Below are 12,694 nucleotides of genomic sequence, written 5' to 3' on the forward strand. Positions count from 1 at the left end.
GAATTTATTTATAAACAGGCTGCCTGAAAATGTTCAGGCAGCCTGTTTATTTCAGTATAAAAATTAATTTATTGTCTTTGTACCGGATATGATAAAGAGGACTTTTTCTTATCACTGCCAACACAACGACAAACCAAAATCCCGATTTCATAAAGAAAAATTAAAGGGATCGCAAGTAGCGTTTGTGACAGAATATCTGGCGGTGTAACCACTGCCGCCACGACAAATGCACCAACCACAACATAAGGGCGAGCTTTTTTCAACTGAAGCACAGATACTACCCCTATTCTGTTTAACAGAATTACCAGTACCGGAACTTCAAATGTTACTCCAAATGCCACAAACATACCTAATATAAAAGACAGATATTTGTCGATATCGGTAGCCATGCTTACCCCAACAGGTGTAATACCAGTCAGAAAACGGAAAATAACTGGGAAAACCAGATAATAGGCAAATGCCATTCCCAGAGTAAACAAAAAGACACTGGCAATTAATAGAGGCAGTATCAAACGTTTTTCATGACGATAAAGGCCAGGAGCTATAAAGGCCCAGACTTGATATAACGTATGTGGCAATGTTAGTAAAAAAGCAGCCATCATTGTCACCTTCAAAGGTACAAAAAATGGCGCAATCACTTCGGTTGCTATCATATGCTGTCCAGCTGGCAGATTCACCATCAAGGGTTCTGCAACAAAAATATATATTTTCTGTGCAAAAGGCACCATAATCGCAAAGCATAACAATAGAATAGCCAGAATCCACATCACACGGCGACGTAATTCCAACAGGTGATCTATCAGTGTCAATTCAGTATTTTCATCTACCGGCATTACTATTACTCTGCTCATTTATCCGTGCCGGCGTATACGCAATTTAGGCGTAATACGATGTCGGGGACGCATATCGCGCCGGCGTTGTATCGCCTGCCGATGCAGCGAAACCCGATGCACCAGCGGAGCATCAGACAAATTGGTACCACTGTAGTGCAGTGGCTCGAAAAGGTTCATCTTGGTTTCGGTCTCTGCTGCTTCATCAGTAGCGATCTGACGTTTTAATGCATCTACCTCACCACGTATACTACGTACATTATTATTAACATCAAGCTCAAATGACCGCGCAGCGGCCTCAATACTGTCACGTGCTTGTCTAAATTCTGCTACCCCAGTCTGCTCGCTTAGTTCGGTTTTAACATTATTGATGAAATTCTGAATACGCCCCACCCAGAGACCAGCACTGCGTGCCACCTTAGGTAGACGTTCCGGCCCCAGAACCACCAGAGCCACTACCGCAATCAGCAGAATCTCTCCAAAACCCAAACCAAACATAAATACCTTCTAAACTTTACTATCGTCTTTATTATGTTCGATTACATCATCTTTTTTCTGTGCTTCACGATCACTTTCATTCAGACCCTGTTTAAAATCATGTACAGCACCGCCCAGATCTTTACCAATATTACGTAACTTTTTGGTACCGAAAATCAGTACTACAATCAGCAATACCACTGCCCAGTGCCAAATTGAAAAACTACCCATGATGCTTTTCCTTTACCTCAACTACTTAAAAAACATGCGCCCGCCGTATGAAGACAGCAGCGCATATTAAGAAATTTGGTTGCAATTACTGCGGCTGACGACTGGCTTTTTCAGCCAATCCAGACACATGCTGTCGCTGTTGTAACTCCTGTAAAACTTCTTCTACGCGAATCTGATGATAGGTCAGCAATACCATAGTATGAAACCAGACATCAGCTACTTCCTTAATCAAATGATGCTTGTCACCGTCCTTGGAAGCCATCAGCACCTCGCCTGCTTCCTCGATAACTTTCTTCAAAATTTTATCTTCACCACTTTGTAATAACTGAGCTACATAAGAAGTCTGTGGCGAAGCCCCGCGTCTGGAATCCAGCACATCAGCTAATTCAGTTAAAATCATGGCTACATCTGCTGCAACCGGCTTAGTTGTCATCATGTTCTCTTTATTTTATTTATGTTTCTGAGCGCACTCAGACTGGGTATATATTTCATTTTCTGATTTAATAACAGGATCGGTACTTATCCAGTCATTATTCCGATAAATGCGGTAAAAACAGCTAGCATGTCCGGTGTGGCAGGCAATACCACCCTGCTGTTCAACCAGCAAAACTAGCGCGTCACCGTCACAATCCAAACGCAGCTCATATACCTTTTGCGTATGCCCAGACTCTTCACCTTTCATCCACTGCCTCTGTCGTGAGCGGCTGTAATAATGTGCAAAACCAGTAGCAACAGTCTGTCTCAACGCTTCGGCATTCATCCATGCCACCATCAGCACGCGCAAAGTGCGCCTGTCCTGAACCACAGCGCAGACCAATCCTTTATCATTCCACTTTACCGCATCCAAAAGCGTATTGATCACAACTATTGTCCTTATTTTCTAACAGACATTCAACCTATATATAGACAAATTAAATACGCATTTCAATACCAGCCTGCTGCATGGCTAATTTAGCGTCATGAATCCGTACTTCACCAAAATGAAAAATGCTTGCTGCAAGTACCGCATCAGCATACCCCATCTGCACACCTTCAATCAGATGCTCAATATTGCCAACACCGCCCGAAGCGATTACTGGCACACTGACAGCATTACTTACCGATTGGGTAAGTGGTATATTGAAACCAGCTTTAGTTCCATCTCTATCCATGCTGGTTAGCAAAATTTCCCCTGCTCCACGCATGGCCATATTTTTCGCCCATTCCACTGCATCAAGTCCCGTTTGACGCCTGCCACCATGGGTAAAAACTTCCCAGCGTGAATTTTCAGCATCCACTGCTTTAGCATCCAGGGCCACAACAATTGCCTGATTGCCAAAAAAAGCACTGGCCTCATTAACAAGGTCTGGATTGCTGACAGCGGCTGTGTTAATTGAAACCTTATCTGCACCGGCATTCAGAAGGCGGCGGATATCTTCAACACTGCGCACACCACCTCCTACAGTCAGCGGAATAAATACCTTACTAGCTACCGCTTCGATAACATGCAAAATCGTATCGCGATTATCTGAGCTAGCAGTGATATCAAGAAAAGTAAGTTCATCCGCCCCCTCATCATTATAGCGCTGGGCAATTTCCACTGGATTACCGGCATCGCGCAGGGAGATAAAATTAATCCCTTTCACAACACGCCCATTGTCCACATCCAGACACGGAATAATGCGTTTGGCTAAAGCCATAATGCCATCTTTCTCAGCTAAACTATATGGTAATTATTTTATCCAGTGCTCAACCAGAGCAGGAATATTTAATTGTAAATAGTAATAGATAACGCCGACTACAATCGAATAAATAAGCGCACTGATGGTACCCAGTGCAACAATATCAAACAGCCAAATTGCGATAAAGACAAAAAACCATTGCACAATCCAGCCTAAAAGCCATGCACTATTCACATCCGGCCATGCATGTTGCATAATACAGTTAATCCCTATCATCGCAATGATATAAATGCTGGTTTCAAAAAAAATCTGCCTTGACCGATTCATGCTAAGAACCAACCACAATGCCAAAATCAGGGAACTTAATATATTAATCATTACTCGGTCTCCATAAGTACTGTAAGGTTATTGTTAAATAAAATATTCAGCTTATCTATCACCTAGCAACTCTGATCAAAATATACAGATACTTTACAGCTACAGCATAAAACTGAATGCAGATATTTTGATGCACATAAAATGAGAACTAGTGTTCGTACTGATCCGCTATTTTCTGTGCTGTTGCCAAATCGAGCGTACCTTCATAAATAGCACGCCCAACAATGGCTCCGGCAATGCCATCCTTTGCGACAGCACACAGGGCTTCCACATCCGCCAAATCAGTTACCCCACCAGAAGCAATAATGGGTATAGATGTCTGTTGAGCCAATTTGACTGTGGCATCAATGTTGACCCCGCTCATCATGCCATCACGGCCGATATCCGTATAAATAATACTATTTACACCATCATCAGCAAAACGTTTGGCCAGCTCTGTTACCTGAAAATCTGTTATCTTCGCCCAGCCGTCTGTTGCCACCATCCCATTTTTTGCATCAATTCCAACAATAATTTGCCCGGGAAAGGCAGCACAAGCCTGACGCACAAATTGCGGGTTGTTTACCGCAGCAGTACCAATAATGACGTAGCTCAAACCCAGCTGCAAATAGCGTTCTATTGTATGCAAATCACGAATTCCACCTCCAAGCTGCACCGGCACATTATCTGCCACCTGTTTCAGTATATCTTTGATTGCGGTCATGTTTTCTGGTTTTCCGGCAAACGCCCCATCCAAATCCACCAGATGCAAGCGGCGAGCTCCTTGGGCACACCAGCTCAAAGCCATCTGTGCAGGATCATCAGAAAATACGGTGGCCCGCTCCATCAGGCCTTGTTGTAAGCGCACACACTGTCCGCCCTTTAAATCAATTGCAGGAATCAATAACATATTAAATTCACATAATCTAGACGAGTTGAAAACAGATACTTTAAGGACACTACTGCGTACCATCCCACTTTAAAAAATTACCTAGCAACTGCAAACCCGCCACATGGCTTTTCTCTGTATGAAACTGTGTGGCAAATACATTATCTCTGCCCACGATACAGGCAAAATCTTCACCATAATCTGACATACCCAATACCAGAGATGATTCCTGCGGCGCCAAATAATAGCTATGTACAAAATAAAACCATTCATTCTGCGATATACCGGCAAATAAAGGGTGCTGCTGAGTCTGATGAACACGGTTCCAGCCCATATGCGGTATTTTCAGCGGCCGATTATTCACAGCTACAATGGATTGAAACCGCTTAACACAACCAGGAAACCAGCCCAAGCCGGATGTATTACCTTCTTCGCTGTGTTCAAACAGTAGCTGCGCACCAACACAGATACCGAAAAACGGTTTACGCTGCAATCCATCCATTAATGCTTCTGCCAAACCGCTTTTCAGCAAAGCTGCCATACAATCTGGCATGGCACCCTGTCCGGGAAAAATTATTTTGTCTGCTGCATAAACCTCATCCGGTTCAGACGTCAGCATAATTTCAGCCTTAATCTGCTGTAACTGACCAGCCGCCTGAACTGATTTCAGCACCGAATGCAGATTACCCATACCATAATTGACAATAGCTACTTTCATTTTCACATCTTTATCAGAATTTACTGTATTAACTTTAAGCAAGGTAATCCGGAATTTGGTTAAAAATAACGGGCTGTATGCAAATAAACAGCCCGTTATCATACCTTAAACCAAGTTAACTGAAAATCTGAAACCAAACCATTCTCATTATACGTAGCTAAAATTCCAAAGTGGAAAGAAACCACTTTCTTCCTTTAGCATCTCCATAGGTTCGGCTTCCACATTACTTTCTACATTATTATCTTGTCGACAAGCCAATTCTTTCACATCCAGCTCACTGGCTAAAACCAGTCCATCCATCAGCAATGCTTTCATCACTGTCTGCAAATCAACATCCCTGTCTGCTTCAGCATGCTGCTGCATCGCTTTATTCAACAAAATGACTTGTGGCCGCACACATAAACTGCGCGCCACCGCTACTAGAAACTGTTCACCAGCGGATAAATCTGCCGGAAATTTCAATGCCTGACGATATAAACCCACCTGAGACAGATAATTTAATGCTTTACTATGCGCTTCTAAACGATCCAGATGCAATACTTTCATTTGCATCAATGTCAGATTATCGACCACATTCAAATGCGGAAACAGATCAGCATGTTGCCACACTCTCACTATCTTAGTTATAGCATCATGAGACTGATCAGTTTGCAAATCGACCTGCATTAATTTGTCTAAATAATATTCAGATTCAAAATCAGGCTGAAAACTAGCCTGAGTTTCATACTTCATATTCTCAGCATCGTTGTGCTGCCAATATTGGATAGGCCTTACATCAATTACCATTACATCATCATTCATTTGTCTACCTTGCTCTAAATCAAGGTCATTACATATTCCAATCAGCTTATCCATATCCGAACCTGTCAGACTGGCAATAAAAAAAATTACTAAAACAACCATCAGACCCGACAGATACACACTATCACAAAAAAACAAAAAAATACACAAATAAAAGAATATTCATAAATGTTAATTATAAAAAATTTTATTTGCACAACAAATTGAATAAAAACATTATTATACTTATAACGATGTTTACAATAACACCTTATCTGTTCTTTCAAAGCAATAAATCACATAAGCAGGATTAAAAAATAATCCGCTAATGTACACTCATTAACGGATTATTGAAATCAAACTAATATTTATGCAGTCAAAGTACCCTTAGTAGAAGGCATTACTCCAGCCATACGCTCATCCGCAGCTACAGCCATACGCAGAGCACGACCAAACGCTTTGAAAATTGTTTCAGCCTGATGATGCGCATTCACACCACGCAAATTATCAATATGCAGCGTGATCATTGCATGATTGACCAGTCCATGAAAAAATTCACTAAACAAATCAACATCAAAGCGTCCAATTAACGCACGGGTAAATTTAACGTTATACACCAGTCCCGGTCGTCCCGATAAATCAACCACGACACGGCTTAGCGATTCATCCAGCGGCACATAACTGTATCCATAGCGGGCAATTCCACATTTATCGCCTAACGCCTGCTTCAGTGCCTGCCCCAGAGCAATACCAATATCTTCAACAGTATGATGGTCATCAATGTGCACATCACCGCGACAGCGGATATCCAAATCAATTAAACCATGACGGGCAATCTGATCAAGCATATGCTCCAGAAAAGGCACTCCCGTATCAAACCTGCCTACACCAGTACCATCAAGATTTAAACTTATCTGAATTTTCGTTTCACTGGTATTCCGTGTAATCTTCGCAGTTCGCATGCAATTTTCCATCCGCAGAATCATTGATAAGCTTGCGGGCGTATATTGCCAGCAGCATCCCTCTATTTACCGCCACAATCTATACCAAGTCCTGCCCGCAGGCAAGGCCAATCAGCCATTTTTAAATAGCCAATCAACAATTCAGCCCCTGTAACAGCAAATATTATTATCATCAAGTCACCCTTGCTTTCGACCAGCTTGACTACATATTAAAAATTGTTCAATTGCATTAAGTCTAACCATGAGTCAAACCAGCCATTACCAGCTCGAACCCATAGATAACACTGCCTTGCAACGCCTGTGTGGCGTTCTGGATCAACATATTGCCAGTCTGGGCAAAGCACTGAATCTGGAAATTACCCGCCGCTTTGACCATTTCACTTTAACCGGCACTCAAATCACACAAGGAATCAACGCATTGGAGAGTCTAGCCACGATTGCACGCCAACGCGACCTAAATGACAGCGATATCCAGCTGGCTGCTGTAGAGGCCAAAACCACCACCCACCCTGAAACCAATCATCAAGAACCCAAAACTTGGACCCTGCGTACTCGCCGCGGTAACATTGGCGGCCGTACCCCGCGGCAGAACGGCTACATACAGGCCTTATTAAAACACGATGTAGTATTTGGATTAGGTCCTGCAGGTACCGGTAAAACCTATCTGGCAGTAGCAGCAGCTGTCGATGCCATCGAAAAACATCAAGTAGAACGAATTGTACTGGTACGGCCTGCCGTAGAAGCAGGTGAAAAGCTCGGTTTTCTGCCCGGTGATCTGACACAGAAAGTCGATCCCTATCTGCGCCCCTTATATGATGCTCTTTACGACCTGATGGGCTTTGACCGCGTCACTAAACTACTTGAAAAAGGCTTGATTGAAATTGCTCCTCTCGCTTATATGCGCGGGCGTACACTAAACGGAGCTTACATCATTCTGGACGAAGCACAAAACACCACACCGGAACAGATGAAAATGTTTCTTACCCGTATTGGATTTGGTGCCAAGGCTGCTATAACCGGTGATACCAGCCAAATTGATTTACCTAAAAATATCAAAAGCGGCCTGAAAGATGCCCGTGAAAAGCTCAGCAATATTGACGGCATCTATTTTCATGTATTCACCAGTGAAGATGTTGTACGCCATCCATTGGTACAGAAAATTGTCGATGCCTACGAAGCCGCTGCGGAAAACGAACTCCGATAAGGTCATCACATGCAAAAAAACATTCTGATTACCGGCTGCTCCAGCGGCATTGGCTACGCCACCGCCAAATTATTACGCCAAGACAACTGGCGAGTTTATACCAGTTGCCGCAGCGCTGAAGATGTTGCACGTTTACGTGCAGAAGGTTTTCACTGCCTCCAGCTGGATATTACCAGCGATGAACAAATACAAACCGCTTTTGATACAGTACTGAGTGAATTCGGACATCTGGATGCGCTATTCTGCAATGCCGGCTACGGACAAACTGGTGCCGCTGAGGACATCAGCCGCACAGCTTTGCATGAACAGTTTAATACCAATGTATTCGGTACATGGCAATGCATCAATGTTGCCATGAAAATATTTCGGCGTCAGCAATACGGCCGTATACTGGTTAATTCCAGCATACTTGGATATGCAGCTATGCCGTGGCGTAGTGCCTACAACAGCTCAAAATTTGCACTGGAAGGACTATGCGATACTCTACGCTTGGAAACCCATGCGAGCGGTATTTATATCAGTCTTCTCGAACCCGGACCTATAGCCACACGTTTTCGACCCAATGCGCTGGTTAAATTCAAACAGTACATTGATGTAGAGAACAGCGTTCATCGTGCTGCCTATCAGGCTCAACTCAACCGCTTGCAAGCTACAAGCAGCGTCGCTCCCTTTACATTAACGGCGGAGCAATGTGCCAGCGTTTGTGCGCGCGCCCTGAATGCCCACAAACCTAAAGCTCGCTATCCGGTTACCGTACCGGCACATCTTTTCTGGTATTTAAAAAAAATTTTTCCTATCACGTGGCTGGACTGGCTTTGTCGTAAAGCCGTCAGTAAACAGGGGAAGTAACAGCTCTTCAATCTGCCTGAAACAGGCCATACCAAAAATTCAGAACAACACAATAGTACGATGACAGAACCAGCTACAACGCCAACATTATCCCGTAAAGGCCGTAATACCAAAATTGCGCTTATCCGCAGCGGCGTAGAAGCCATGACCACATACGGCTACAACAGTGCAAATATTGAAAGCATACTTAAAAAAGTAGGCGTCCCCAAAGGCTCTTTTTATTATTATTTCAAAAGCAAAGAAGAATTTGGCTATGCCATACTCAATTACTATAATAGTTTTTTTACCAAAAAACTACAACAGCACTTACTCAACGAAAACATTTCTTCTGCACTAGCCAGAATCAAGGCATTCTGTACAGATGCCAGAAACAGCATGTCTGAATACCATTTCAACCGCGGCTGCCTAGTTGGTGAGCTAATGCAGGACGAATGCTTGCTTCCGCCGGATTACCCCGCTTTACTCAGCAATATTTTACACAACTGGCAGCACCTCATCGCCAGCTGCTTACGGTTGGCCCAGCAGCAACATGAAATAAACCAGCAAACAGACTGCAACCAACTGGCGTGTTTCTTTTGGCTGGGTTGGGAAGGAGCAGTCAGCCGAGCCAAACTGCTGAAAAATGCCAAACCACTAGACACATTTACCCAACAGTTTTTCAATTTAATCAAATCCGCCTAACGCACCCCAGCTGCCAGCCACATTAGCTACTTCAACACGTCTTTTTCGCTTTAACCAAACCAACCGCATTGACCAATTGCTCATTACTGACAACCAGCCTATAATCAAAATTAGACCATCCGTCTAGTTACCCCCTAAAAGGCATAATGTCATGTTATCCAAGGCCATATTCTTAGAAAAAACTGAAAACGATTTTTCCTGTAGCATCCAACAAATCAGAGAAGAAAATCTGCTACAACAAACAGGCGATACCCTGATACAAATTCAGTTTTCTAGTCTGAACTATAAAGATGCTCTGGCCATCACTAATAGCGGCCCCATAGTAAGGCAATGGCCGATGGTACCCGGCATAGACGGTGCCGGTACCATTATTCGCAGCAGCAGCGAGCACTTTAAAGCTGGAGATCGCGTCATCTTAAACGGCTGGGGCTGTGGCGAAACCCATTGGGGCTGTCTGAGTCAGTATGCCTATCTTAAATCAGACTGGCTTATCCCCTTACCAGCCGGCTTAAGCACCCAGCAAGCCATGATGATCGGTACGGCCGGATATACAGCCGCCCTTTGTGTTCAACGCATCATCAAACATGGCATTACTCCAGAACATGGCAACATTCTTATTACTGGCGCCACAGGAGGTGTCGGTTCCGTTGCCATTATGTTACTGGCTCAATTAGGCTATACCCTCACCGCTGCTACCAGCAAAATCAGTAACACCGATTACCTACAACAATTAGGCGTACACCACTTCATTGACAGTAAAACACTGGCCAGTGCAGAAAAACCATTACAAAAACAACAATGGGCAGCTGCTATAGATGTACTCGGTTCACACAGCTTGGCTAACATCTGTGCCCAGACTCAATATGGCGGTATCGTAACCGCATGCGGTCTGGCTCAGGGCATGGATTTACCGGCCACAGTAGCCCCTTTCATACTTAGAGGCATTACTCTAGCCGGTATCGACAGCGTTATGGCACCTTACTCTCAACGCATAGCAGCATGGGATTTTCTGGCCAAACATCTGAATACACAGCAACTACAGCACATTGCCCACACTATCAGCCTGAATGAGTGCCCTGAAACCGCTCAAGACATCATTAAAGGCAAAATCAGAGGTCGGTTTATCGTTGATGTAAACCTCTAACCAGACAAAACCAGCCCGCTGCTCGTAACTGGATCTAGACCAAAATCCAGCCGCACCGATATCCGGAGAAAAAAACCATTTTGCGTAAGGCAATGCTAAAATAACCACAATCAACCGATAACATACACACCCAACACACCATTCCTTATCAATGAACCCGCCTACCGTCTACCTTGCTTCCGGCAGCCCCCGTCGGTATGAAATCCTCACCAATCTTGGCTACCATGTATTGCGGTTGCCCGCAGAGATTGATGAAACGCCCTACCCAGACGAAAACGCCACTAAATATGTGCAGCGCATGGCACGTATGAAAAACAGTGCAGCACTCAGTACATGGCACCAGACACAGCAACAGCCACCGGAATTTCCGCTGATCAGCGCCGACACCACCGTTAGCCTGAATAACCTCATTCTGGGCAAACCAGTCAACACCGACGATGCGGCACGCATGCTCAAACTACTTTCAGGCTGCCAGCATCAGGTACATACCGCCGTTTCCATCTACTGGCACAACCAAACCCTGCACAGCCTGCAAACCAGCACTGTACACTTTGCACCCTTACAGGATGAACAGATTACTGCTTACATTGCCAGCGGTGAACCACTGGACAAAGCCGGAGCCTATGGCATCCAGGGGCTGGGCGGAATGCTGGTTCAGCACATCAGCGGTAGCTTTACCGGTATCATGGGCTTACCCGTTTATGAAACCACCCAGCTACTCAACCAATGCGGCTGCACTCCACTTACCAATCCAGATTAATCCACACAATATCTATATTCATCATGAAAATACTGCCTTTACTACCTATTTTCGCCATTACCAGTCTGGCTGCCTGCTCACACCATGAAAATTATCGCAGCGCCAGTGAAGCTGCAGCCATCACCGCCTCCGATGTCCAAAACGCTCACCTTGAAGCTACCACTACTCTCGACCGGATTGCTGATGAAACTGCCTCAGATAGCATTATCCCATCAACCTCTGTCAATTCTTCCCGACCAGCCTCTATACCTCAGCAACCAAACTAGACAACTCCCAGCTATACTTACCCACCTAAAATTATCCAAACGCATATTGACTGCGCAACGATCTCACCCATTCACCTGCAATTAATAACAATGATTCAGAATAATCAAAAAATCACAAAACCGGTTAGCTTACATCAACAGAAGTAATATCCAACAGCATAACCCACATAAAAACAAATCATTATCAGCAAGCTACAGCTAGATACAATTGACGCAGAAAAATCACAACCCTACCATTCTTGATTAAATAACTTAATCAAGATGAGCATATTAGTGGTTGATACAACAGCAAAATCCAACACACACGGTGGTAGCAGAACCGGCGCTGGACGCAAAGCCAGAATTGCCGGACCAAAAATAGTTAAACGCATCCCCGTCAGCCTAATACCAACAGTAGAGCACCTGATTGATCAGCTGGCTGACAGTCCATTACAACCAGCACAACATCTACCACTCGACTGCTGGAAAATAGCCAGCGACCTCAGCCAGCTAAGCATTCCACTGGCCACAGAAACTATTCCTGCCGGCTTCCCCAGCCCGGCAGAACCATACATCAGCGACTATCTGGATTTCAACCAGTACCTGATCAAAAATCAGGCCGCTACCATTGCCGTACGCTGCGGCGGAGACTCCATGCACGATGCCGGCATCAGTCGTGACGACCTACTAATCATCGACCGCTCCCTCACCCCTAAACACCGCGACATTGTCATGGCCGATTTAGGTAACGAATTCACCATCAAACGCCTGCACAGACTCGACAACGGCAACGTCGAACTGCATTCCGAAAACAGCAGCCAATCCTATCCCAACTTCAGCTTTAGCGAAGGCGACACCCTCGCCATCGTCGGCGTCGTCACCTATGTCATCAAACACGTCCGCTAA

At 44.5% G+C, this 12,694-nt stretch carries 18 protein-coding genes; 7 read left to right on the forward strand and 11 right to left on the reverse strand.

Going from position 1 to position 12,694, the window contains the following annotated elements; translation table 11 throughout:
- Positions 1-68 precede the first annotated feature (68 nt).
- The 11 genes from tatC to hisB all read right to left on the reverse strand — a co-directional run bounded on the left by tatC (position 69) and on the right by hisB (position 6,905).
- The gene (gene tatC, locus ABU615_RS04555) at positions 69-851 is read right to left on the reverse strand and encodes a twin-arginine translocase subunit TatC (protein WP_267404224.1); all 783 of its coding nucleotides are present in this window, start codon (positions 849-851) and stop codon (positions 69-71) included.
- Positions 852-1,328 (reverse strand): Sec-independent protein translocase protein TatB, encoded by a 477-nt coding sequence (gene tatB / locus ABU615_RS04560; RefSeq protein WP_370389286.1) that lies wholly within the window; start codon positions 1,326-1,328, stop codon positions 852-854. It abuts the gene before it with no gap.
- Positions 1,329-1,337: 9 nt separating this feature from the next.
- Positions 1,338-1,538: a Sec-independent protein translocase subunit TatA gene (tatA, locus tag ABU615_RS04565; protein ID WP_100140424.1), complete on the reverse strand. Its 201-nt coding sequence runs from the start codon at positions 1,536-1,538 to the stop codon at positions 1,338-1,340.
- An 85-nt stretch (positions 1,539-1,623) separates the two neighbouring features.
- Positions 1,624-1,971, reverse strand: coding sequence for a phosphoribosyl-ATP diphosphatase (locus ABU615_RS04570; protein WP_370389287.1), 348 nt, complete (start codon positions 1,969-1,971; stop codon positions 1,624-1,626).
- Positions 1,972-1,986: 15 nt separating this feature from the next.
- On the reverse strand, positions 1,987-2,400 hold the full coding sequence (hisI, locus tag ABU615_RS04575) for a phosphoribosyl-AMP cyclohydrolase (RefSeq protein WP_267390671.1): 414 nt from the start codon (positions 2,398-2,400) through the stop codon (positions 1,987-1,989).
- A gap of 49 nt (positions 2,401-2,449) precedes the next feature.
- The gene (gene hisF / locus ABU615_RS04580) at positions 2,450-3,217 is read right to left on the reverse strand and encodes an imidazole glycerol phosphate synthase subunit HisF (protein ID WP_367487092.1); all 768 of its coding nucleotides are present in this window, start codon (positions 3,215-3,217) and stop codon (positions 2,450-2,452) included.
- 33 nt (positions 3,218-3,250) lie between these two features.
- Complete coding sequence (locus ABU615_RS04585; protein WP_267390673.1) at positions 3,251-3,526, reverse strand: hypothetical protein; 276 nt, start codon at positions 3,524-3,526, stop codon at positions 3,251-3,253.
- A gap of 199 nt (positions 3,527-3,725) precedes the next feature.
- Positions 3,726-4,466, reverse strand: coding sequence for a 1-(5-phosphoribosyl)-5-[(5-phosphoribosylamino)methylideneamino]imidazole-4-carboxamide isomerase (gene hisA / locus ABU615_RS04590; protein WP_100140428.1), 741 nt, complete (start codon positions 4,464-4,466; stop codon positions 3,726-3,728).
- Between the two features lie 49 nt (positions 4,467-4,515).
- Positions 4,516-5,163, reverse strand: coding sequence for an imidazole glycerol phosphate synthase subunit HisH (gene hisH, locus ABU615_RS04595; protein WP_267390675.1), 648 nt, complete (start codon positions 5,161-5,163; stop codon positions 4,516-4,518).
- 147 nt (positions 5,164-5,310) lie between these two features.
- On the reverse strand, positions 5,311-6,018 hold the full coding sequence (locus ABU615_RS04600; RefSeq protein WP_267408515.1) for an ATP-binding cassette domain-containing protein: 708 nt from the start codon (positions 6,016-6,018) through the stop codon (positions 5,311-5,313).
- 293 nt (positions 6,019-6,311) lie between these two features.
- The gene (hisB, locus tag ABU615_RS04605; protein ID WP_367487087.1) at positions 6,312-6,905 is read right to left on the reverse strand and encodes an imidazoleglycerol-phosphate dehydratase HisB; all 594 of its coding nucleotides are present in this window, start codon (positions 6,903-6,905) and stop codon (positions 6,312-6,314) included.
- Between the two features lie 241 nt (positions 6,906-7,146).
- Here hisB and ABU615_RS04610 point away from each other — a divergent pair, with 241 nt between their 5' ends.
- The 7 genes from ABU615_RS04610 (at position 7,147) to ABU615_RS04640 (ending at position 12,694) form a co-directional block, all read left to right on the forward strand.
- Positions 7,147-8,109 carry a PhoH family protein gene (locus tag ABU615_RS04610; RefSeq protein ID WP_370389288.1) on the forward strand — a complete coding sequence of 321 codons (963 nt, stop codon included), beginning with the start codon at positions 7,147-7,149 and terminating at the stop codon, positions 8,107-8,109.
- A 9-nt stretch (positions 8,110-8,118) separates the two neighbouring features.
- A complete protein-coding gene (locus ABU615_RS04615) occupies positions 8,119-8,958 on the forward strand; it encodes an SDR family NAD(P)-dependent oxidoreductase (RefSeq protein ID WP_367487085.1) in 840 nt (279 codons plus the stop codon).
- Positions 8,959-9,018: 60 nt separating this feature from the next.
- The gene (locus ABU615_RS04620; protein WP_367487082.1) at positions 9,019-9,639 is read left to right on the forward strand and encodes a TetR family transcriptional regulator C-terminal domain-containing protein; all 621 of its coding nucleotides are present in this window, start codon (positions 9,019-9,021) and stop codon (positions 9,637-9,639) included.
- A gap of 151 nt (positions 9,640-9,790) precedes the next feature.
- Positions 9,791-10,783: an MDR family oxidoreductase gene (locus tag ABU615_RS04625; protein ID WP_370389289.1), complete on the forward strand. Its 993-nt coding sequence runs from the start codon at positions 9,791-9,793 to the stop codon at positions 10,781-10,783.
- Between the two features lie 151 nt (positions 10,784-10,934).
- Positions 10,935-11,543: a nucleoside triphosphate pyrophosphatase gene (locus ABU615_RS04630; RefSeq protein WP_100157293.1), complete on the forward strand. Its 609-nt coding sequence runs from the start codon at positions 10,935-10,937 to the stop codon at positions 11,541-11,543.
- A 23-nt stretch (positions 11,544-11,566) separates the two neighbouring features.
- Positions 11,567-11,809 carry a hypothetical protein gene (locus ABU615_RS04635; RefSeq protein WP_100140436.1) on the forward strand — a complete coding sequence of 81 codons (243 nt, stop codon included), beginning with the start codon at positions 11,567-11,569 and terminating at the stop codon, positions 11,807-11,809.
- A gap of 261 nt (positions 11,810-12,070) precedes the next feature.
- Positions 12,071-12,694 carry a LexA family protein gene (locus ABU615_RS04640; protein ID WP_370389290.1) on the forward strand — a complete coding sequence of 208 codons (624 nt, stop codon included), beginning with the start codon at positions 12,071-12,073 and terminating at the stop codon, positions 12,692-12,694.

The sequence above is a fragment of the Snodgrassella alvi genome, from assembly GCF_040741455.2.
In the GTDB taxonomy this organism is placed as follows: domain Bacteria; phylum Pseudomonadota; class Gammaproteobacteria; order Burkholderiales; family Neisseriaceae; genus Snodgrassella; species Snodgrassella alvi_E.